Source organism: Thermomonas sp., assembly GCF_025993755.1.
GTDB lineage: Bacteria > Pseudomonadota > Gammaproteobacteria > Xanthomonadales > Xanthomonadaceae > Thermomonas.
In genome coordinates this window covers 37181-59766 of record NZ_JAMQHN010000019.1, presented here as the reverse complement: position 1 = coordinate 59766, position 22586 = coordinate 37181, and the positions used below count along the sequence as shown (strand labels likewise).

Annotated in this window: 20 protein-coding genes; 10 read left to right on the top strand and 10 right to left on the bottom strand. The window is 68.2% G+C overall.

Features of this window, described 5'->3' with window-relative positions:
* Window positions 1-14: 14 nt before the first annotated feature.
* The 10 genes from Q0X16_RS01405 to hslU all read left to right on the top strand — a co-directional run bounded on the left by Q0X16_RS01405 (window position 15) and on the right by hslU (window position 10282).
* On the top strand, window positions 15-2105 hold the full coding sequence (locus Q0X16_RS01405; RefSeq protein WP_297829859.1) for a prolyl oligopeptidase family serine peptidase: 2091 nt from the start codon (window positions 15-17) through the stop codon (window positions 2103-2105).
* A gap of 79 nt (window positions 2106-2184) precedes the next feature.
* A complete protein-coding gene (locus Q0X16_RS01400; RefSeq protein WP_297829857.1) occupies window positions 2185-2952 on the top strand; it encodes a hypothetical protein in 768 nt (255 codons plus the stop codon).
* 117 nt (window positions 2953-3069) lie between these two features.
* Complete coding sequence (locus Q0X16_RS01395; RefSeq protein ID WP_297829855.1) at window positions 3070-5181, top strand: S9 family peptidase; 2112 nt, start codon at window positions 3070-3072, stop codon at window positions 5179-5181.
* The gene (locus Q0X16_RS01390) at window positions 5182-5544 is read left to right on the top strand and encodes a YbaN family protein (protein ID WP_297829853.1); all 363 of its coding nucleotides are present in this window, start codon (window positions 5182-5184) and stop codon (window positions 5542-5544) included. It abuts the gene before it with no gap.
* A 37-nt stretch (window positions 5545-5581) separates the two neighbouring features.
* Window positions 5582-5746, top strand: a complete 165-nt coding sequence (locus Q0X16_RS01385; protein ID WP_297829851.1) for a lipoprotein — start codon at window positions 5582-5584, stop codon at window positions 5744-5746.
* A 7-nt stretch (window positions 5747-5753) separates the two neighbouring features.
* A complete protein-coding gene (dapF, locus tag Q0X16_RS01380) occupies window positions 5754-6587 on the top strand; it encodes a diaminopimelate epimerase (protein ID WP_297829849.1) in 834 nt (277 codons plus the stop codon).
* Window positions 6588-6589: 2 nt separating this feature from the next.
* On the top strand, window positions 6590-7273 hold the full coding sequence (locus Q0X16_RS01375) for a DUF484 family protein (protein WP_297829883.1): 684 nt from the start codon (window positions 6590-6592) through the stop codon (window positions 7271-7273).
* Window positions 7274-7303: 30 nt separating this feature from the next.
* Window positions 7304-8173 carry a tyrosine recombinase XerC gene (xerC, locus tag Q0X16_RS01370; protein ID WP_297829847.1) on the top strand — a complete coding sequence of 290 codons (870 nt, stop codon included), beginning with the start codon at window positions 7304-7306 and terminating at the stop codon, window positions 8171-8173.
* Between the two features lie 81 nt (window positions 8174-8254).
* On the top strand, window positions 8255-8806 hold the full coding sequence (gene hslV, locus Q0X16_RS01365; RefSeq protein ID WP_297829845.1) for an ATP-dependent protease subunit HslV: 552 nt from the start codon (window positions 8255-8257) through the stop codon (window positions 8804-8806).
* 102 nt (window positions 8807-8908) lie between these two features.
* A complete protein-coding gene (gene hslU, locus Q0X16_RS01360; RefSeq protein ID WP_297829843.1) occupies window positions 8909-10282 on the top strand; it encodes an ATP-dependent protease ATPase subunit HslU in 1374 nt (457 codons plus the stop codon).
* Between the two features lie 20 nt (window positions 10283-10302).
* Here the strand turns inward: hslU and Q0X16_RS01355 are convergent, their stop codons facing one another.
* The 10 genes from Q0X16_RS01355 to Q0X16_RS01310 form a co-directional block, all read right to left on the bottom strand.
* Window positions 10303-10911 (bottom strand): YbhB/YbcL family Raf kinase inhibitor-like protein, encoded by a 609-nt coding sequence (locus Q0X16_RS01355; RefSeq protein WP_297829841.1) that lies wholly within the window; start codon window positions 10909-10911, stop codon window positions 10303-10305.
* A gap of 76 nt (window positions 10912-10987) precedes the next feature.
* Complete coding sequence (locus Q0X16_RS01350) at window positions 10988-11758, bottom strand: lysophospholipid acyltransferase family protein (protein WP_297829839.1); 771 nt, start codon at window positions 11756-11758, stop codon at window positions 10988-10990.
* A gap of 43 nt (window positions 11759-11801) precedes the next feature.
* Window positions 11802-12179, bottom strand: coding sequence for a hotdog fold thioesterase (locus Q0X16_RS01345; RefSeq protein ID WP_297829881.1), 378 nt, complete (start codon window positions 12177-12179; stop codon window positions 11802-11804).
* Window positions 12180-12261: 82 nt separating this feature from the next.
* Complete coding sequence (locus tag Q0X16_RS01340) at window positions 12262-12876, bottom strand: DUF1232 domain-containing protein (protein ID WP_297829837.1); 615 nt, start codon at window positions 12874-12876, stop codon at window positions 12262-12264.
* A gap of 112 nt (window positions 12877-12988) precedes the next feature.
* A complete protein-coding gene (locus Q0X16_RS01335; protein WP_297829835.1) occupies window positions 12989-14977 on the bottom strand; it encodes a phospholipase D family protein in 1989 nt (662 codons plus the stop codon).
* Between the two features lie 4 nt (window positions 14978-14981).
* A complete protein-coding gene (locus Q0X16_RS01330) occupies window positions 14982-15455 on the bottom strand; it encodes a histidine phosphatase family protein (RefSeq protein WP_297829833.1) in 474 nt (157 codons plus the stop codon).
* A 204-nt stretch (window positions 15456-15659) separates the two neighbouring features.
* Window positions 15660-17609 (bottom strand): cytochrome c/FTR1 family iron permease, encoded by a 1950-nt coding sequence (locus Q0X16_RS01325; protein WP_297829831.1) that lies wholly within the window; start codon window positions 17607-17609, stop codon window positions 15660-15662.
* Between the two features lie 135 nt (window positions 17610-17744).
* Window positions 17745-19868 carry a hypothetical protein gene (locus Q0X16_RS01320; protein ID WP_297829829.1) on the bottom strand — a complete coding sequence of 708 codons (2124 nt, stop codon included), beginning with the start codon at window positions 19866-19868 and terminating at the stop codon, window positions 17745-17747.
* 166 nt (window positions 19869-20034) lie between these two features.
* Window positions 20035-21870 carry an ATP-binding protein gene (locus tag Q0X16_RS01315; RefSeq protein WP_297829827.1) on the bottom strand — a complete coding sequence of 612 codons (1836 nt, stop codon included), beginning with the start codon at window positions 21868-21870 and terminating at the stop codon, window positions 20035-20037.
* A complete protein-coding gene (locus Q0X16_RS01310) occupies window positions 21867-22520 on the bottom strand; it encodes a response regulator transcription factor (RefSeq protein ID WP_297829825.1) in 654 nt (217 codons plus the stop codon). The genes Q0X16_RS01315 and Q0X16_RS01310 overlap by 4 nt, the downstream gene beginning before the upstream one ends.
* Between the last annotated feature and the right edge of the window lie 66 nt (window positions 22521-22586).

The following is a 22586-nucleotide window of genomic DNA, read 5'->3' as shown; positions in this document are numbered from 1 at the left end:
CGACGGAGTCCGCCATGTCCCAACTGTCCAGCGCCTGCCTGATCGCAGGTCTTGCCATCGCAGGTTCCGTCGTCGCGCAGACGGCGCCCAACGCCGATCCTTACGCCTGGCTGGAAGACGTCGAAGGCGCACGCTCGCTGGACTGGGTGCGCGCCCGAAACGCGCGCACCGAAGCCGAGATCGCCAGCACGCCGGACTTCAAGGCGCTGGAAGCGCAGATCCGCGCCATCCTGGACTCCGACGCCAAGATCCCCGGCGTCGAGAAGATCGGCGACTTCTACTACAACTTCTGGAAGGACGCGCAGCACGCGCGCGGCGTCTGGCGCCGCACCACGCTGGAGGAATACCGCAAGCCCGAGCCGCGCTGGGAAACCGTGCTCGACCTCGATGCGCTCAACGCCGCCGAGGGCACCCAGTGGGTCTGGCACGGCGCCGACTGCCTGCGACCGAAATACCAGCGCTGCCTGATCGCGCTGTCGCCCGGCGGTTCCGACGCCGATGTGACGCGCGAGTTCGACCTGACGACCAAGCAGTTCGTGGCGAATGGCTTCTTCCGTCCGGAGGCCAAGGGCGGCCTCGGCTGGATCGACGACAACACGGTCTATGTCTACACCGATTTCGGCCCCGGCTCGCTGACCGCTTCGGGCTACCCGCGCATCGTCAAGGAATGGAAGCGCGGCTCGCCGCTGGCCGAGGCAAAAGTGGTGTACGAGGGCAGGCCGGAGGACATGTACATCGCCGCCAGCCACGACCCGACGCCGGGCTACGAGCGCGACTGGGTGGCGCGCACGCTGGCGTTCTACAACGACGAGCTGTACCTGCGGCGGCCTGACGGCACGCTGGCGAAGATCGACGTGCCGAACTCGATGCAGAAGAAACCATATCGCCAGTGGCTGTTCCTCGAACCGCGCGAGGATTGGACGGTCGGCGGCACCACCTATCCCGCAGGTTCCCTGCTGGTCGCCAGGCTCGACGACTTCATGGCCGGCAAGCGCGAGATCACCGTGCTGTTCACGCCCACCGAGCGGACCTCGCTCGCCGGCTACGCGATGACCAAGGACCATCTGGTCCTGAACGTCATGGAGGACGTGAAGAACCGCCTGTCCGTGCTGACCCCGGGGAAGGACGGCTGGACGCGCTCAGCCTTTGTCGGCGCGCCCGCCATCGGAACCGTGGGCGTCTCCGCGGTGGATCCCGACGAGAGCAATGCGGTCTGGATGACCGTCACCGATTTCCTGACCCCCACCACGCTGTCGCTGGCCGAAATCGGCCAGGCCCCCGAGGTGCTCAAGTCCAACCCGGCGTTCTTCGACGGTTCGAAGGACGTGATCGAGCAGCACTTCACCACATCGAAGGACGGCACCCGCGTGCCCTACTTCCTGGTGCGCCCGAAGAACCTGGCCTACGACGGCACCGCGCCAACGTTGCTGTACGGCTACGGCGGCTTCGAAATCTCGATGACGCCGGCCTACAGCGGCGCGATCGGCAAGGGCTGGCTGGAGAAGGGCGGCGTCTACGTGCTGGCCAACATCCGCGGCGGCGGCGAATACGGCCCGCGCTGGCACCAGGCCGCGCTGCAGGCCAACCGCCACAAGGCCTACGAGGACTTCGCCGCGATCGCCGACGACCTGGTCGCGCGCAAAATCACTTCGCCGCAGCACCTGGGCGCGATGGGCGGCAGCAACGGCGGGCTGCTGATGGGCAACATGCTCACCCAGTACCCGGAAAAATTCGGCGCCATCGTGGTGCAGGTGCCGCTGCTGGACATGAAGCGCTACAGCCACCTGCTGGCCGGCGCCTCGTGGATGGCCGAATACGGCAACCCGGATACCGACGACTGGAATTTCATCCGGACCTTCTCGCCCTACCACCTGTTCGATCCGGCCAAGGCCTACCCGCCGACGCTGTTCCTGACCTCGACCAAGGACGACCGCGTCCACCCGGCGCACGCGCGCAAGATGATGGCGAAGATGGAAGCCGCCGGAAAGGACGTGCGCTATTACGAGAACACCGAAGGCGGCCACGGCGGCGCGGCCGACAACGCCCAGGCCGCGCACATGAGCGCGCTGGCCTACACCTTCCTGTGGCGGAAGCTGGCAAAATGAAGCCTGCAGCCTTCAAGCATCCCGCAAACCACTGGCGTACGGCTGGTATCCTCGCGTTCCCGGAAATTGGAGCGATCGGATGAAACATGCGATGGCGGCAGCCCTTTCGATGATGCTATTGGGCGGATGGGCACAGGCGGGTATGGCAACGGACGTCGTGCGCTTCCAGACCAATGTTCAGGTCGACGTGGATGCCGCCGGCCAGCCGGTACGGGTCGTAATGCCGGAGGATCTGCCCGCCGAAGTGCGGACGTTCATCGAGCAGCGCGTGCGCAGCTGGCAGTACCAATCGGCCACCTTGGCCGGCGAACCGCAGCCAGCCACGACCTACATCTGGGTCAATGCCTGCGCGGTGCCGGAAAACGGTGCCTTCCGGCTGGCAGCAAATTTCGGCGGAAACGGGCCGCGGCTCCAGGGAAAATCCTCTTTCGCCCCTTGGCCCAGGTATCCCGTGAGCGCCATGATCGGCAGGGTGGAAGCCGAGATGGACGTGGTTGCGGAGTTTGATGACCACGGCAACGTGCGTTCCAGCCGCTTCGAAAACGCGGCATTCCACAAGGATGGAAAGCCGCTGGCCATTTCACGGGCACGGTTGTTCGAACCGGACCTGAAGCAATGGCTGCATAACGTCCACTTTGATCCGGAAATCGTTGCCGGAAGGCCGGTGTCATCCCAGATGCGTTTTCATGTGGTCTTCAAGCTCGCCGGCAATTCCGCAGCTGGCTTCCACGAGCAGTTGCAGGAGGAGGCACGTGCCTCCGCCGAATGTCAGGCCGCCGCCAACGCGGGCATCGTTCCAGTGGCCGTCAACCCCGCCGTACGGGTCATCGCGGCACCCCAGGGCTGAGACGCCTTATCCGACCGTAAGCCACCATATTCGCAGAGGACATGTCCCGCCTCGGCGCATTGCAATCCATGGATATCGCCGCCATCTCGGGTGTTGTTCTGCCACGTTGACCGCCCGATGACATTTCCCGCAAATCCCTTGCCGCCCAACGCTGCCCAGCGCCCGCACGTGATGCGCGCGCCGCACGGCGCCGAGCGCACGGATCCGTACTACTGGCTGCGCGACGACAGCCGCCAGAACCCCGAGGTGATCGGCTACCTGCAGGCGGAAAACGCCTATGCCGATGCCGTGCTGGCGCCGCTCAAGCCGCTGCAGGACGCCCTCTACGACGAAATCGTGGCGCGCATCCGCCAGGATGACGCCAGCGTGCCGTTCCGCGAGCGCGGCTGGTGGTACTACGCGCGTTTCGAGACCGGCAAGGATTACCCGGTCCACGCCCGCCGCAAGGACGGCCCGGACGTGGATGCATTGTCAATCCTGCAGGCCAACGACCGGGGCGATTTCGCGGGCGAACAGGTGCTGCTGGACGTCAACCGGCTTGCCGCCGGCAAGGACTACTGCAGCGTCGGCGGTTTCGAGGTTTCGCCGGACAACGCGATCCTGGCCTGGGCCGAGGACGACACCGGCCGCCGCCAATACACGATCCGCTTTCGCGATCTCGCCACCGGCGCCGATTTCCCGGAAACGATCCCCGGCGTCTCCGATGATCTGGTCTGGGCCGACGACAGCCGCACCCTGTTCTACATCGAAAACGATCCGGAAACCCTGCTGACCGTGCGGGTGAAAAAGCACGTGCTCGGCACCGACCCGAAGGACGATCCCGTCGTCTACGAGGAGCCGGACGACAACTTCTACCTGTCCATCGACCGCACCCGCGACGAGCGCTACATCGTCATCGCCATGAGCAGCACGGTGTCCGACGAACGACGCTACGCGCCCGCCGCCGATCCGCGCGAATTCAAGGTGCTGGCCGTGCGCGAACGTGACGTCGAATACGGCGCCGACCATTTCGGCGGACGCTGGGTGATCCGCACCAATGCCGACGGCGCCACCAACTTCAAGCTGATGACCGCCGCAGACGCGGCGACCACGCGCAGCGACTGGCGGGAATGGGTGGGCCATCGCGACGACGTGCTGATCGAGGATTTCGAACTGTTCGACACCTTCACCGCGATCGCGGAGCGCTCCGGCGGGCTGGAGCGCGTGCGCCTGCTGCGCGCCGACGGCAGCGAGCAGCACGTCCACGCCGACGAGCCGGCCTATTCGATGGGGCTGGACGTCAACAGCGAGCCCGGCACCGAGTGGCTGCGCTACGGCTACACCTCGATGACCACGCCGGCCACGGTCTACGAATGGAACACGCGCACCGGCGAGCGCCGCCAGCTCAAACAGCAGCCGGTGCTGGGCGACTTCCGCCCGGACCACTACGCGACCGAACGCCTGTGGGCAACGGCGCGCGACGGCACCCGGATTCCGGTTTCGCTGGTCTACCGCAGAGGCTTCGAAAAGAACGGCCGCGCCCCGCTGCTGCTGTATGGCTACGGCAGCTACGGGCTGTCGATGGACCCCGGATTTTCGATCAGCACGCTGAGCCTGCTCGACCGCGGCGTGGTCTATGCCATCGCCCACATCCGCGGCGGACAGGAGATGGGCCGGCGCTGGTACGAGGACGGCAAGCTGCGGAAGAAGATCAACACCTTCACCGACTTCATCGACGTCCGTGATTTTCTGGTTGGTGCAGGCTATGCCGCGCCGGATCGCGTCGCCGCGCACGGCGGCAGCGCCGGCGGGCTGCTGATGGGCGCGGTGGCGAACATGGCGCCGGACAAGTTCCGGGTACTCCTGTCGCAGGTGCCGTTCGTCGATGTCGTGACGACGATGCTGGACCCGACCATCCCGCTGACCACCAACGAATACGACGAGTGGGGCAACCCGGAGCAGCGCGCGTTCTACGACTACATGCTGTCCTATTCGCCCTACGACAACCTGCACGCCACCACCTATCCGGCGATGTACATCGGCACCGGGCTGTGGGACTCGCAGGTGCAGTACTGGGAACCGGCCAAGTACGTGGCGCGCCTGCGCGACCTCAATACCGGCACCGCGCCGGTGGTATTCCGCACCAACATGGACGCCGGCCACGGCGGCAAGTCCGGCCGCTTCCGCCGCTACCGCGAGCAGGCCGAGATGTACGCGTTCCTGCTGTGGCAGCTTGGCGTTTCGGAATAAATGACCCGTCACCTCTGGGCATTGCTGGCCTGGACCAGCCTGATCCTCGGCATCATCGGCGCCTTCCTGCCGATCATGCCCACGGTGCCCTTCATCCTGGTCTCGGCGTTCGCCGCCTCGAAAGGCTCGAAACGGCTGCGCGGCTGGCTGCTGGCGCATCCGAAGTTCGGTCGGGCCATCATCGAATGGGAGCGCGACGGCACCGTCCGTCGCGGCTCGAAATGGCTGGCGACGGCGATGATGGCCGCCTCCTTCGTCGGAATGCTGGTGTTCTCGCCGCTGTGGTGGGTGCCCGCCATCGCCGGAACGATCATGGCCATGACGGCGGTCTGGCTGTGGCTGCGGCCGGAACCGGCGTCCTGAGGGCGACGTAAGCGCGGGACGCGGGTACACTTCCGGCATGAGCAAACGCGTCTTTTATCGCATCGTCCTGACCGGCTTCGCGCTGGTCCTGCTCTCCGCCTGCGGCAACAAGGGGCCGCTGGTGATGCCGGACAAACCCGATGCGGCGACCGCGCCGGCACCCGCGCCCGCGGCGGACGTCCCACCCGATTCGCAGCCCTGAGCCGGCCATGCGTTTTTCCAAGATGCACGGCGCCGGCAACGATTTCGTCGTGCTGGACCTGCGCCACGGCGCGCCTGCGCCTACGCCGGCGCTGTGCGCGCAGATCGCCGACCGCCACTTCGGCGTTGGCTGCGACCAGATCCTGACAATCGAACCTGCGCGCAGCGCCGCATCGGTGGCGTCCTACCGCATCTGGAACGCCGACGGTTCGCCTTCCGGCCAGTGCGGGAACGGCGCGCGCTGCATCGCGGCCTGGCTGGTGCGCGACGGCAGCGCGCCGGCCGCCGGGGACTTCAGCATCGAAAGTCCGGCCGGCCTGCATCCGGTGGCACGCGCAGCGGAAGGCGGTTTCGTCATCGATATGGGCGTGCCGCGGTTCGAACCGCCCGAGATTCCGCTGGCCGGCCTCGGCCGCGCCCGGGACGAATACACGCTCGACGTCGACGGACGCCCCCTGCGCTTCGGCGCGGTCTCGATAGGCAACCCGCATGCGGTTCTGGAAGTCGAGGACGTCGATGCCGCCGACGTGGCGGGCATCGGCGCGCTGCTCCAGCGCAGCGCGGCATTCCCCGAATCCTGCAACGTCGGCTTCGCGCAGGTGCTTGCGCCCGACCGCATCCGCCTGCGCGTGTACGAGCGCGGCGCCGGCGAGACCCTGGCCTGCGGCAGCGGCGCCTGCGCGGCCGCGGCGGTGCTGGCCCGGCGCGGCCGTGTGAATACCATCGCCGGCGTGGCGGTCGAACTGCCCGGCGGCCAACTGCATGTCCGGCAGTCGCCCGATTCCGGAACCATCTTCATGGGCGGCCCGGCCGCCTTCGTCTTCGAGGGAGAGTGGCCTTGAGCATGATTCACGATGACGGCACCGAAAAACTCGGCGCCTCCCAGGTGGCGGCCTGGCTGCGCCGGCATCCGGATTTCCTGCTGCAGTTCCCGGACCTGGCGCAGTCGCTGGTGCTGCCGCGCGAGAACGGGCAGGCCGCCTCGCTGGCCAGCTACCAGCTGGAAATCCTGCGCGAGAAGAACCGCGAACTCGGCCGCCGCCTGCACACGCTGGCCGCCAACGCGCAGGACAACGAACGGCTGGCCGTGCGCACCCACCAGCTCGCGCTGGCGCTGATGAAACAGACCAGCGCCGCCGACACCCTGCGCGCGATGGCCGCCACCTTGACCGAGGATTTCCAGGGCGATCTCGTGCGCATCGTCGGCTTCCGGGAGATTCCCGGGCTGGAGGATGCCGACTGGTACCAGCACGTCCCCGCCGACAGCCCGCGCTTGGCCGGCTTCCGCGCGCTGCTGGACAGCGGCGAGCCAGTCTGCGGCCGGCTGCACCCCGACAAGAACGCGCTGCTGTACGGCATGCGTGCCGAAGAGGTGCAAAGCTCGGCGCTGCTGAGCCTGGCCGGCACCGGACTGGTCGCGGTGGGCAGCTTCGACGGCAACCGATTCTTCCCCGGCATGGGCACGCTGTTCCTGCAGATGATGGGCGATTCCCTGCGTGCGGCGCTGCAGCGGTACGACGGGAAGTAGCCGAGGACGATCGGTGGCAGGATAGGCCGCATGTCGCACGTCGTTGCCTTCCTCGACCATCTTGCGGTGGAGCGGCAGAACTCCACCCACACGCTGGATGCCTACCGGCGCGATCTGTCCGCACTCGCCGACTTCGCGCAGGAGCGCGATCTGCTGGATTTGCACAGCGACGACATCCGCGCCTTCATCGCCCGCGAGCATCGGCGCGGGCTATCGCCCAAATCCCTGCAGCGTCGCCTGTCGGCCTGCCGCAGCCTGTACCGCTGGCTGCTCAAGCAGGGTTTGATCCAGGCGCTCCCCACCGACGGCGTGCGCGCGCCGAAGGCGCCGCGCAAGCTGCCGCAGGTGCTCGACGTGGACGAAGCGTCGCAGCTGGTCGAAGTGGCCGCCGACGCCCCGCTGGGCCGGCGCGACCACGCCATGCTGGAGCTGTTCTATTCCTCCGGTCTGCGCGTCTCGGAAGTCTGTGCGCTGCGCTGGCGCGACCTGGATTTCGAGCAGGGGCTGGTCAGCGTCCTCGGCAAGGGCAGCAAGCAGCGGATCGTGCCGGTGGGCTCGCACGCGCGGCGCGCCCTGCAGGACTGGCGGCAGGAATCCGGCGCGGACGCCGCGGCCTTCGTGTTCCCCGGCCGCGCCGGCAAGCCGATCAGCGCGCGCGCGATCCAGCTGCGCTTCAAGCAGCTCGCGCTGCGCCAGGGCGTGCTCAAGCGCATCCACCCGCACCTTCTGCGGCACAGCTTCGCCAGCCACGTGCTGGAATCCTCCGGCGACCTGCGCGGCGTGCAGGAACTGCTGGGCCACGCCGACATCGCCACCACCCAGATCTACACGCATCTGGATTTCCAGCACCTGGCCAAGGTCTACGACGCCGCCCACCCGCGCGCGAAGCGCAGGCGCTGAGCGGAGCGCAATGGGCTCGGCGGGTGTCGGCTTGAACATCCCGCAGCGCATCCCCACATCGGAGATTCAACGGAGATTCCGATGGACCCCAGCCAGAACCCCAACGTCTTCCACGCCACCACCATCTGTTCGGTGCGCCGCAGCGGCCAGGTGGTGATCGCCGGCGACGGCCAGGTGACGCTGGGCCACACGGTGATGAAGGCCAACGCCCGCAAGGTGCGCCGGCTCGGCAAGGACGGTCGCGTGCTGGCCGGCTTCGCCGGTGCCGCAGCCGATGCGTTCACCCTGTTCGAGCTGTTCGAGGCCAAGCTCGAAAAGCACGGCCAGCTCGCCCGCGCAGCGGTGGAGATGGCCAAGGATTGGCGCACCGAGCGCCGCTTCGGCAAGCTCGAAGCCCTGCTCGCCGTCGCCGACGCCGACACCTCGCTGGTGATCTCCGGCACCGGCGACGTGATCGAGCCGGAGGATGGCCTGATCGCGATTGGTTCCGGCGGCATGTACGCACTGTCCGCCGCACGCGCGCTGCTGTCCCACAGCGAACTCGACGCCCGCACCATCGCCGTCGAGTCGCTGAAGATCGCCGGCGACATCTGCATCTACACCAACCGCAACATCGTGGTCGAGACGCTGTAATCCCGCAGGCGCCGTGCCGGGGACAGACCGATCAACAAAGCGAGTATCGGGGAGCGACTTGATCGGTCTGCCCCCGGTGCGGCACCGCCAAGGAACCAGACCATGACCGACTCCTCCACCATGACCCCGCGCGAGATCGTTGCCGAGCTCGACCGCCACATCGTCGGCCAGCAGGCCGCCAAGCGCGCCGTCGCCATCGCCCTGCGCAACCGCTGGCGGCGCGCGCAGCTTGCGCCCGAACTGCGCAACGAGGTGATGCCGAAGAACATCCTGATGATCGGCCCCACCGGCGTCGGCAAGACCGAGATCGCGCGCCGGCTGGCGACGCTGGCCAACGCACCGTTCGTGAAGGTGGAGGCGACCCGCTTCACCGAGGTCGGCTATGTCGGCAAGGACGTCGAGCAGATCATCCGCGACCTCGCCGATACCGCCGTCAAGCTCTATCGCGGCCAAGCCAAGGCCAAGGTGCGCACCCAGGCCGAGGAGCGCGCCGAAGAGCGCATCCTCGACGCCCTGCTGCCGCGCCGCGAGGCGCCGACCGGTTTCGGCTTCAACCCGGCAAGCACCACCACCATCGACATCGCCGCCGAACCGCCCTCGCAGGAATCGGCGACCCGGCAGAAGCTGCGCAAGCAGCTGCGCGCCGGCGAGCTGGACGAGCGCGAGATCGAGCTGGACTTCGCGATGAACGTCGGCGTCGACATCATGGCGCCGCCGGGCATGGAGGAAATGGGCCAGCAGCTGCGGCAGATGTTCTCGCAGCTCTCGGGCAGCAAGACCCACCGCAAGACGATGACCATCCGCGCCGCACGCCCGCTGCTGGTCGAAGAGGAGGCGGCCAGACTGGTCAACGAGGACGACGTGCGCGAGGCCGCGATCGAGGCCTGCGAGCAGCACGGCATCGTCTTCATCGACGAGATCGACAAGGTCGCCAAGCGCAGCGAGGGCATGGGCGCGGATGTCAGCCGCGAAGGCGTGCAGCGCGACCTGCTGCCGCTGGTGGAAGGCAGCACCGTGAGCACCAAATACGGCGCGGTGAAGACCGACCACATCCTGTTCATTGCCTCCGGCGCGTTCCACCTCGCCAAGCCCAGTGACCTGATCCCGGAGATGCAGGGCCGCTTCCCGATCCGGGTGGAACTGGGTGCGTTGGGCAAGGACGACTTCGTGCGCATCCTCACCGAACCCAAGGCCGCACTGACCAAACAGTACGTCGAGTTGATGCAGACCGAAGGCGTGACACTGGCGTTTGCGCCCGAGGCCATCGACCGCCTCGCCGAAATCGCCGCACACGTCAACGAACGCCAGGAAAACATCGGCGCGCGCCGCCTGCACACGGTGCTGGAGCGGCTGCTGGAATCGCTGAGCTTCGACGCCCCCGACAAGGGCGGCAGCGTGGTCATCGATCGCGCCTACGTCGATGCCCACTTGGGCGAGCTGGCGCAGGACCCGGATCTGAGCCGCTACATCCTGTAGCCGACGCGGCTGGCCGCGCCTCAGCCGTTCAGGCTGTAGGTGCCGTACAGGCTGGCCTCGTCCAGCACGTGGCCGTGCATGGCGCGTAGGACGTCGGCGGCGGTGAACGCCTCCGGCAGCGGCAGCCGATCGCAGTCGAGCGCGAACAGGCGGAAGAAGTAGCGGTGCACGCGCAGGTCGTGCGGCGGCGGGTAGGGGCCGTCGTAGCCGTGGTACTGGCCGGCCATCGCGGCATCGCCGGCAAACCAGCCGGTGTAGTCGTTCAGGCCGCGCTCCCCGCCGGCATCCTTGCCCGCAGGCTTGCCATGGACGGTCAGCCCGTCGCTGCAGCTGCCGGCGGCAATCTCGCGCACGGCAGCCGGGATGTTGGCCACCGCCCAGTGCACGAAATCGCCGCGCGGATGCGCCACCGGAATCGGGGTGGACGCGTCGGCCACCAGCGCGCCGTCGGTGGGGGCGTCGGTGTCGATGCACAGCAGGGCGAACGAGCGCGTGCCATCCGGCACCCCGTCCCAGGACAAGTGCGGGTTGTGGTTGCCGCCCAGCCCGTCCTTGCCGTCCCTGGCGCCGAGGGCGAACTCGGGCGGAATCGGTTGGCGGTGCTGGAAGCTGTGGCTGTGGATCTGCATGGCGTGCTCCGAAGGTGCTGTCGAATCGCTGCAACGCGAAGCGTACACGCCCGGCGGCGCCGACCAAAGCGCAGCCTCAGTCCGCCGTCATCGCCGCGCTGACCCGCGCCTGCGCCATGTCGGCGATCCCCCGCCGGCCATCGAATTGCTCCGGCGGGATCGGTTCGAGGAAACCCACCCGCACCGTGCGCGCCGGTTCGCCGAGCACGCGGAAGAAATTGCCGAGAAAGCGCTCGCGTGGCGCAAACGCCATCACCGCCTGCGCGCTGGCCTTCGGCCCGTACGCCACCGCCACCGGCTGCACCGTCGCCTGCGCCTCCACCGCCGCCGCGAAGATGCGGGCGTGAAACACGATCTCGCCCTTGCCGCTGCGGGTGCCGCCTTCCGGAAACACGCCAATCGCGCGACCGGCGCGCAGCCGCTGCGCCATCTCGGCCACGACCTGCCCCAGCGAATCGCCATTGCCGCGCTGCAGGAAAATGCTTTCGCCCTGCGCCGCCAGCCAGCCGATCAGCGGCCAGCCGCGAATCTCGGATTTGGCGATGAAGCCCATCATCCGCTGCGAATGCAGCACCACGATGTCCATCCAGCTGACGTGGTTGGCGACGAACAGGATCCCGCCCGGAAGCGGCGTTCCTTCGCGCCGCACCCGCAGGCCGAACACCCGAGTCAGCCCGCCCGCCCAGAAGCGGATGGCGGCGTGCGACAGCCGTCCGCCGCGACCCAGCGCGATCAGAACCAGGGTGATCGGCAGACCGATCAGCAGATGCAGCAGCAACAGCGGCAGCCGATAGCCAAGGCGCAGGCCGCGCAGCAGGGTTTCGACGGCGGGGGACGTCGTGCTCATGGGCCGGAGTGTGGGCGTTTGCGCTGGAGCAGTCAGACTAAAATCAGGGCCGCGACGACGCGGGAGGCTTCGGCAGCACCGCCAGGGTGATCCGCCCGACGCACACCGCCTTCCCCGCCTCGTCCTCGATTTGGTATTCCCAGACCTGGGTGCTGCGGCCAAGGTGCAGCGGCCGGGTGGTGCCGGTGACGGTGCCGCTGCGCACGGCGCGCAGGTGATTGGCATTGATTTCCAGCCCGACCACCGCCGCATCGCGGCCGGCCATCAGCGCACCGGCGCTGCTGCCCAGGGTTTCGCCCAGGGCCACCGAAGCGCCGCCATGAAGCAGGCCATAGGGCTGGTGGGTGCGGGCATCGACCGGCATGGTCGCGCGCAGGTAGCCGTCGCCCAGCTCGGTGAAGACGATGCCCAGGGTTTCCATCAGGGTGCCGGCCGAACGCGCGTTGAGCAGCTCGACCGTCGCCTCGTCCGGCCAACGGAACGCCGTGGCGGTCACGACTGCGTCAGCCGACCCGGAACGAGCCAGGACGCCAGGCGCGCACGTACGATTGGCGACGGTCGGCATAGCCGCTGCTGCGACCGTAGCCCATGCCGACGTCGCGCTCGCGGCGATCGTGCATGCGCTCGAACAGCTCTTCGCGGCGCCCGTCCATCCACGCCTCACGACCCAGCGTGCTGGGATCCACGCCGCGACGCTTGGCTTCGCGCGCGCGGAAATCGCAGAACTCGTCGTAGGCGTCGATTTCGTGGGACAGCTGGGCGACGGCCAGTTCGACCATCACCGCATCGTCGAAGAAGCCCAACGGCCCGGCGTCGTCGGGAATGATGTCGTTGGGATCGGCGAAATAGGTCAAGGTGTCGATGACCCGCTTGCGATCGCCCTCGGGCATGCTCCAGCCCTGGTCGCGCACCATCGCGATCATGTCGTCCAGGCGCAGCAGTCGATGCAGGATGAACTCCGGTACTCCGGCCTTCTGGGCCTTTTCGAGAATGCTGGTGGCGGCGGCGACGATTTCCTCGCCGCTCTTGCCCTCGGCCGCCTTGCGCGAACGCTCGGCTGCCGCGTGGAAGTGCTCGAGATCCTTGTCGTTGAGCTCGAAAGTCAGGGTGATCGGCATGAACGTGTTCCGTGGAATGGGTCGGCTGCAAACCCCCAGACTAGGCGGGTCGACGCGGCCCGTCAATCAGCACTCCGCGGCCGTCCAGCCCCCGTCCTTGGGGATCGCGCGCTCACAAGATCGGGGACAGTCCGGAACCGAAGGCGGTGAACAGGCGCACGCCCAGCCACTTCAGGCCGAGATCGACCTCGGGAAAATCGCCGGCCGGGTGGTTGCAACGGTGGAAATCGGGGTCGAACGGATCCTGTGCCTGGCCGGTCGCGGGGCAATCCGGCCCGACCCTGTAGTCGTAGCTGGTGGCGTATTTCATCGGCCACAGGTCGAAGATCGGCATGTGCTCGGACAGCCGCGCCAGGTGGTATTCGATGCGCGGCAGAATCGGCGACGGTTCGCGGCGGGCAATCGTCCAGGCGTTGCCCGGCGCCATGTCGCGGCGGATGCTGTCCGCCAGCGCCTCAGCAAAGGCGGGGTCGTCGATCACCACCGCGCTTTCGGTATTGAGGGCTTCGCCGCGCGGGTCGAAATTGTGGGTTCCCACCACCCCGATGCGCTCGTCGATCACCAGCGACTTGGCGTGCAGGCCAATGCGCATCCCGGCGCTTTTCAGCCGTACCGGCAACCCGCCCGAGGAAGCGAACGGCGAGGGCCGCCCCGATTCACTGCCCGGCTCGGTCGTCAGGCCACGCGCGGACAGCCTGCGTTCCCGCCGTGTCACGGCGGTCCGGCCATCCGTCGGGTTGTTCGAATCGGGGTCCGGCACGTCTCCCGTGGCGTCGTCCCCGCCCATCAGATCGGCGCCGGTGGCGCCCAGTTCGAACGGCGCATCGGCTGGAAACGGCTTGAATTCGTGAATCATGAAGCCGAAATCGCGCAGGTAGCGGCGCTTGTACTTGTACGACACCGCGTAGGCGATGAAGGCGTCGGTCGAAGCCAGGCTGTTGGTCGAAACCAGGACCTGCGGCGGCTCGTCCCGCTGATGCAATGTCCGGAACAGCTGCTGGGCGGGCTTGGACAGGACGAGATAGGGCGTTTGCAGCAGGATTTCCCGCTGCGCGCCGCCGATCAGGTCGAGCAGGCCGGTGCCGGTGCCGGTCGGACGATCCGATGCCGTCTCCGCGACGTCCGGCGCGTCGCGCCGATGCTTTGCCGGCAGATCGGCGAGGAAGCGCACGCCGCGCACGTCCAGCGCCGGATCGACGAAGCGCATGCGCATGGTCTGGGGATCGGCCACGTCGGCCAGAAGGGTGCGCACCCGCTGCGGACGCCGATAGGGATGGTGCGGCGCCGGCGGCGGCCCGTGCGCGCGCAGATAGCGGGCGACGTCGCCGACGCGCGCGGCGGGCACGCTGCGGCGGGCGTCCCAGAAGGCGTTGAAATTGGCCTGCATGTCGGCGACCACCGGGCCGGCGACCAACAGGTCGCGGTCGCGGAAATTGAAGTCTTCGCCCCAGTCGTAATAGTCGTCCTGGTAATTGCGGCCGCCGATGATGCCGATGTCGCCATCGATCACCAGAAGCTTGTTGTGCATGCGCCGGTTGAGCCGGCGCAGGCAGCACAGCGCCGCCACCGCGTACATCGGCGCCGACAGCCGGGCGCGGTCGAGCACCGGGCTGTAGAGGCGGATCTCGAAGTTGGCATGCAGCGACGACAGCGCGGCCAGCGTCTCCACCTTGCGCAGCGCGGCGAGCTGGTCGATCAACAGCCGCACCTTGACCCCGCGGAAGGCGGCCGCCTGCAGCTCGTCGAGCACCAGCTGGGCGGCATCGTCCTCGTCGAAGATGTAGGTCTGCAGTTCGATGCTGCGCCGCGCGCTGCGGATCAGGTGCACGCGCGCCAGCAGCGCGTCCGGGCCGTCGTCGAGGATCAGGACGCGGTGGCGCGGCTGCTGCGGGGTCGAGGCCGCCTGCTCGGCACGCGCCATTTCCATCAGCGGCGAATCCAGCGCGCAGGCATCGGCGCGGGTGCAATCGACGACCTCGCTGCGGGCCGCATTGGCGATCCGCTCCGCATCGTCGCGCTGGGCGTTGGGCAGACTGGCGCAACCCGCCAGCAGCAGGGCAAGCAGGATTCCCGTCAGGCGTGCCGTGACGCCTTCCGCCATCGCCTCAAGGCCACCAGAACCGGGACAGGCGCGCGGACCCGGGCTCCGGGGTGGCACCGTCCTCGAACTCCAGCACCGCGACTCCGGCCGGCGGCATCCCCCGGTACTGGCCGGAGCTGCCGCTGTGCAGCAGGGCGACCAGCTGCTCCAACCCCGGATTGTGACCGACCAGCAGCAGCCGCGACGCATCGCGGTGGGCGTCGACCAGCTCGATCAGGGTGCCCGGCGTCGCCTCGTAGATCGCGGCCTCCTCGCGCACGTCGCAACAATCCAGCGCGCCCAGCGCGTCCAGCGTCTGGCGGGCGCGCACGGCCGGCGAACACAGCACGCGGCTTGGCTGCAGCGCGTGTTCGCGCAGCCAGTCTCCGGCCGTCGCGGCTTCGTCGCGTCCGGTGGCGGACAGCGGGCGATCGATGTCCGCCTGCCCCGGTTGCCCGGATTCGGCGTGCGCGTGTCGCAGCAGCATCAGTTGGCGCATGTGCCCTCGCTTCCTTTGTCGTGCTCAATCCGCGCGCCGCAGCCAGTACGACAGTGGTTCCAGTCGTCCTGATGCCCCCGGACCTGCGTCGAATGGCGGTCGAACAGACGATCCAGCCCGGCCGACACAGGACAACCCGATTGCAGGGTACACGCGAAACAGTGCCATCGCACCGGGATTCCGGCGGCGTGTTCGCGAAAGGCTTCAGACGCGACGCGCCACGGCCCTGCCGCCGCGTAGGTTGATCCAGAACCCCAGCGCAGCCACCGCGGCCACCACCAGCTGCGCCAGCAGGGTCTGCCACGAAGGATAGACGCCGAGCAAGTCAATGCGCGGCGCCTGCACCATGCCCAAGCCGATCCAGCCGGCTTCCTGCAGCGCCGCCACGCCCTTGCCGACCAGCACCACCGCCAGCACCGCGATCAGCGCCGAACTGATCGCGAAGAACTTGCCGATCGGCAACCGCATGCCCAACCGCAGCAGGGCGAAGGTGACCAGCGCAAGCCCCGCCGCGCCGACGGCCAGCCCGGCGACAATGGCGCCGGCGTCGCGCGGGTTCCACATCGCGGCGTAGAACAGGATGGTCTCGAACACCTCGCGGTAGACCGCGACGAACGAGAGCACGAACAGGAAAACCATCGAGCCGCGCCCCAGCGCTGCCGACAGCCGTGCGTTGAGGTACTGCTGCCAGCGCCCGGCCAGGCTCTTCTGGTGCATCCAGATGCCGACGCTGAGCAGCACCACGGCGGCGAACAGCGACGACAGCCCCTCGGTCAGTTCGCGGTTGGCGCCGCTGATGTCGATCAGCCAGGTCGCCGCCGCCCAGGTCAGGCCACCGGCGGCCAGCGCGCCGACCCAGCCGGCGTGCACCCATTTCAGCGCCTCGCGCCGTTCGGCCTTGCGCAGGAAGGCGATGATGCCGACCACGATCAACAGCGCCTCCAGCCCTTCGCGCAGCAATATGGTGAGACTGCCGACGAAGGCGGCCATCCAGCTGCCGCTGCCGCCCTGCAGGGCGGCATCGGCGCGCTCGAACAGCGCCAGGGCCTGATCCGCATCGGACTCGACCTGCGCCAGCGGCACGCCATTGCCGATGTCCGAGCGCAGTTTGGCCATCGCCGATTCGATCGCCCGCAGCAGTTCGGGATCGCGCGCGGTGATCCCGGGTTCCACCGGCTCGACGCCATCCAGGTAGGTTGACAGCGCCAGCGCCGCCGCCTGCCTGCGATCATGGTTCGCGTAGGCGGCCAGCGTGTCGCGCAGCTTCGACCGCGCCAGATCCAGCGAGGCCGGAGTGGTCGCCGACGCCGCGTCGGCCAGCGCCTGCGGACTGGCGCGCAGGTAGGCGAGGATGGCCTGCGCCTGCTGCATGTCCATCTGCTGGGCCAATTGCGCCGGGCTGGCGTGCGAAAGCGCTTCCAGCGTCGGCAGCGTCGCGTGCAGGCTCGGGGTGGCGTTCCACAGCCGCTCCCCTTGCGCGCGCTGGGCATCGCCCATCGCCAGTCCGCCGACGTAGAACGCCAGCGCCCAGCGCTCGTCCTCGGACAGCTGCGGGAAGCCCGGCATGGCGGTGCCGGCCACGCCCTGGCTGATGGCCTCGTACAGCGCCAGCGGGCTGCGCTGGGCGGCGCGCACGGCGTCGGTGAAGGCGATCGGCGGAGGATCGAGCGCGGCCGCGTGCGGCCCGTCGGCGCGTCCGGCCGCGCCGTGGCAGGCGGCGCAGTCACGTGCGTAGAGCCTCTTTCCGACAGCCAGATCCGGCGTCTTGAGCGGCGCGGCGGCCACACCGTAGGCGGCGAGCAGCGCCCCTGCCAGCGCATGCGCGCGGTCGGCCACCTCGCCCGCGCCGGCCTTGCGCTCCACCAGCGCGATCAAAGCTTCGGCCTGCGCGAGCAGATTCGCCCGCTGCGCATTCTCGGGCAGCGCCGCGATGCGGCTGCGGGTGGTCGCGGAAAACTCGCGCATTTCGGCATATTCGCCATCGCTGATCACTTTGCCGCCCTGCACAGCGCCGGCGTAATCCACGCCGATGTAGTCGAGCAGCTGCCAGGCCTGGCGAACCTCCGCCTGTGCTCCGGGCGCGGCGGCCGTGGCCAACCCGCTGCAGGCCAGCAGGAAAATCAGTGCAAGGTGTCGAAAACAGCGCAGGGCCATGCGGGCGAGTCGGAAGGCGGGTGGGGCAGTTTACCGCATTTCTTGCGGATGCGAATCATTCGCGGCTGAGCCCCCACCTGCAACAATATCGAACCTCCATGCCTTCAGCCGTGCGCCGTACTTCCGCTCCCAGGCTTACAGGTCGATGCCGAAACCGCCACCGACGCTGCTCTCGCCGTGGGCGAAGCTGGCGCCCAGCGAGAACGAGCCACGATCGCCGATGCGCCGACCGTAGCCGATCGACACCGCACCCTGGCCACCCTGCGCGCCGACGCCAATCGCGATCCGTCCGCGCCGGCTGTTGCTCATTGCCGCATTCACCGCCATCTGCGTCATCGCCGTGCCCATCGCCCCGATCCGGTCGATCCGCTGGTCGGTCTGCGCAAAGCGCCGGTCGACCTGCTGCTGGTACTGGCTGAAGGTGTCGTTCCAGGCCGCGAAGCGCTGGTCGGTGTAGGCGTTGGCCGAAGCCAGCGTGGCCGCGTCGCCTGCCGCCATGTCGCTGCGGATCGCCGTCTCGCGCTGGTCGGTGTAGGCGTTGGCGCTGTCCACCGCCGCGCCGGCCGCCGCCAGCGCGGTGTCCGCCGTCGTCTGCGCCGTCGCGGCATTCGCGAGCGCGGTGTCGGCGGTGTCCTGCGCTGCCTCCGCCGTCGCCTGCGCCGTGGCGGCATTCGCCAGGGCGGTATCCGCCGTCGCCTGCGCATTCGCCGCCGCCGTGGCCGCGCCGTCCGCCGTCGCCTGCGCATTGGCCGCATCCGCAACCGCCTGATCGGCGGTGGTCTGGGCGTTGGTCGCCGCCGTGGCAACGCTGTCCAGCTGGCCCTTGTTCACCGCGTCGCTCGCCGCCACGCCGTCGGCCACACCACCCACCACGTTGCCGCCCATGTTGATGATGGTGTTGTTGACGATGGTGAAATTGCCGCCGCCGCCACCCACGGTCAACCCGAAGAAGGTCGGGGTGTTGCTGAAGCCGTAGGTGATGGTGTTGCCGGTGCGCGTGACGGTGAGGTTGCCGTTGGGGTCGTCGGCCTCGAAATCGACGGTTTCACCGTTGCTGATCGCTTCTGCCGCACCGCCGTTTGCGCTCAGGTTCCAGCCGCTGTCGGCGATGGCGGACTGGAGCTGGCGCAGGTTCACGGCATCGAAATCCTCGGTGCCGTCGGCGACGTGGATCAGCTGGCGCTCGCTGCCGGCGCTGCCGATGGAAACGCTGTAGTCGCGGTCGGCAACGGCCTGGAAGCCGATGGCGGTGCTGCCCACGTTCAGCGCCGCCGATCCGTATCCAAACGCATTGCTGAAAATGCCGACGGCGGAATTTCTGTAGCCAAACGCGCTGCTGTAATCACCGCTGGCGATGTTGGCGATGCCGAACGCACTGCTGGCGTAGCCACCGGACACATTCAGGAGTCCGAATGCGTTGCTGGCCCTTCCGTTGGAGACGTTTCTGCGGCCGATCGCGTTGCTGTCCATGCCGGAAGCCGTGTTTTCCATGCCCATCGCGCTGGACGAGCTGCCGCTGGTGGTATTGCCGTTGCCCACGGCAACGCCGTTGAAGGCGCCTGCGGCGACCGTGTTCCGGTAGCCGAAGGCAGTGCTGGCATCCGCCAGGGCACTATTGGTAAACCCGACCGCGGAGGCATTGATCGCATCGACCATGTTGCGCAGACCGAACGCGCTGCCGCCCTGGCCGAGGGCGGTTACGATGTTTTCGAATCCGAACGCGGTGCCGGCGTAGCTGTCGGCCGTGTTGTAGAGTCCGAAGGCGCTGCTGTATTGGCCGCCGGCGTGGTTGCTCATGCCGAATGCCGCGCTTATGTACCCGGAAGCCGTGTTGTCCCGCCCGAAGGCGTTGGTGAAATCGCCGCTGGCGTGATTGCCCTGGCCGAACGCCGCGCTGCCGATCCCGGTGGCCGTGTTGTCGCGTCCGAAGGCATCGCTGGCCCTGCCGCTGGCCGTGTTGAGATAACCAAAGGCGTTGCTGTCCATCCCCGAGGCGACGTTCAACATGCCGAATGCGCTGCTCCAGCTTCCGCTGGCATTGTTCCTCCATCCGAACGCGGTTGCCGTGGTTTCACAGGTCGCATTCTCCTGACCGTTCTCGGTGCCGACATCGGTGCTGCCGGCTTTCGGGCTGCCGTCCGGATTCACGCACCCCGGATCGGCTGCCCAGACCGGCAGGGCGGTCGCACCGAGCAGCAGGGCGAATGCAAGCGCCAGCGGGCGGCGCTGCAACTGACGTGATGTGGATGGGTGGCGCATGACGGTGTCCCCTTGTGGATGGATAGGAGCACGCTATGCACCACGCTGCGGTTTGGGTATCCACGAAATCAGGTAATGGGCGGCCTGAACAACCCCGCCGTTTCCGCAAAGGCGGAGCCGGCCGGGGTTGGCAATGGTCGTGGCGGCAGGGCGCGCTCGCACCGCCCTACGCCGCCAGCGGCATGTCCAGCAGTAGGCGGGTACCGGGAGCGGCGGATTCGATGTACAGTTCGCCGCCCAACCGCTGCGCGCGCAGTCGCATGCTGGCGAGGCCCGCGCCGCCGCCTCCGAGGCGCAACACGTTGTCGGTGGCGAGCGGCAGGCCCACTCCGTCGTCGGCAATGTGCAGGCGCAACCGCTCGCCTTCGCGCGCAATGTGCACGTCGACGCGCCGCGCGCGGCTGTGCTTGAACACATTGGTCAGCGCTTCCTGCAGCAGCCGCAGCAGGTCGAGGCTGCGCGCCGGCTCCAGATGCAGGCCGTCGAGCCCGTCCATCCGCCAGTGGGCGTCGATGTCGGCGGCTTCCAGCAGGCGGCTGGTGCGATGCCGCAGCGGTGCCATCAGCGCGGCCAGGTCGGCCTGCTCCTGCGCGGTGGTGTCGATCACCAGCCGCAGGTCGTCGCGCATCTCCTTGAGCACGTCGATGATCTGCGCCTTTGGCGTGTCCTCCGGCGCCTGCTGCAGGCGCGCGATGGTGCCGACCAGGGTGCCGCCGAAGCCGTCGTGCAGGTCGCGCACCAGCTGCAGGCGCTCGCCGGCGCGGCTGTGCGCCAGCTCCAGCGCATGCTGCCGGTTCAAGGTCGTGGCCAGCTGCGCGGTGGCGGCCTGCACTTCTTGTTTCAATTCGGCGTTGAACCCTTCCACCCGGCGCATGGTGGTGGCAAAGCGGTGGGCGAGCACGAACCCCATGCCCAGCAGCACCAGCGGCGAGCCGAACGAACCGATGAAGGCATTGGCGTGGATGTAACCCAGATAGGCTCCGGCATCATGCAGCGCGGTCAGCAACGGTACGAAAATGCACAGCCCCAGCACTTTCTGGTCGAGCCGACCACGACGCAGCGCCCAGAGCACGAAGCCCACGCTGGCGGCATACGACAGCGCCATCATCGGCAACAGGTAGAGGTTGCGATGCGGGCCCATCCAGTCCGGGAACAGCAGGGCCATCACGAAAGTCAGGCCGGCCATGGCCAGCAGGACGCGCTCCGCGCGCGGCCAGCGGCGATCGGCGAAGCGCAGCAAGAAGACCTGATAGCAGGACACCATGGCGACGAAACTGCCGCCGATGAAGGCCTGCCAGCCATCGGTGGTGGGAAACGGCCACGGACTGTCGTGCACCCAGTTCAGTCCATACAGCAGCCCGAACAGGCCGTTGAGCGCATACCAGCCGTACACCGTGTCCTGGCGTCGCAGCAGCCAGAACATGCCGAACAACGCGGTGAGCACCGCGCCGATGGCGGTGTCCAGCATCTGCAGATCGAAGCGGTGCAGGCGTTCGCGGCGGTATTGCGCCTCCACCTGCAGCGGGTCACCCACGCGCACTGCGCCCAGCCCGGGCTGGTAGGCGGCCCGGCCGGAGACGCGCACCAGCAGATGGTTTTCACCGGGCTGGAGCAGGGATGCCGGCAACAGGACGTAATGCGGCATGATCCAGGCCCGCGACAGCGGTTCCACCAGCGAGCGGTCGCGCGCCACCAGCTGCCCGTTGACGTACACCGCGCCGGCCAGGCTCAGGTATTCCAGCAGCAGGCCAACCGGCTGTCGCGCATCGGCCTGCTGCCAGCGCAGGCGATACCAGACCACGCCGTCGTGATCCGGCCAGCGCGCCTGCCACAGGTCCATCAGGGTCACCGGCGCCCAGCCCTCGCGGGGCGGGGCGGCGTCGTGCCACTGGCCGCGCACGGCCTCCGCCTGGGTGATGACCAGCGGCGCCGGCTGCGCAACGGCGCGCCCGCACAGCAGCAGGCCGAGTACGAACAGCAGCGCGGCAACCGATCGCCTCAATGCAACAGGCCCAGCGAATGCGCCTCGAACACGGCTTCGGTGCGCGAGCCCACGTCCAGCTTGCGGTAGATGTTCCGGGTATGGGTTTCGATGGTGAGCCGCGACAGGCCGGTGCTGCTGGCGATCTCACGATTGGTCAGCCCGCGCGCCACCATCTGCAGGACCTCGGTTTCACGCGCGGACAGGTGGATCGCCTCGTCCGCAGGCGGAGCCGGCTGCGCCTGCGGCAACAAGGCCAGCAGGCGGCGGGCGATCACCGGATCGATGGCCGCACCGCCGCGCTGCAGGCAGCGCAACTGCATGGCCAGTTCCGCATCTTCGGCGCTCTTCAGCAGATAGCCGATCGCGCCGTTGCGCAACGCGGCCAGGATGGTGCCCTCCTCCGCCCAGCTCGACACGATCACCGCCGGCAGCAAGGGCCGGGCGACGCGCAGCCAGCCGATGAATTCGACGCCGTTGCCATCGGGCAGCTGCACATCGATCCATGCCAGTCCATAGGCAGCCCCCCGTTCGACCAGCCGGCGGGCGTCGCCGAGGCTGCCGGCGACGTCGATGCGCAGATCGCCTGCAATGCTACCCCGCAGCAGCCGACAGGCGCGCTTCTGCGCGGCGCTGTTGTCTTCCAGCACAAGTACGGCATCCGGCGTCATTCGTGCCTGCTTTCAATCAGTCCAGAGCATGATACGCAGGAACGCCTGCCCGGTAGAACACTGCGG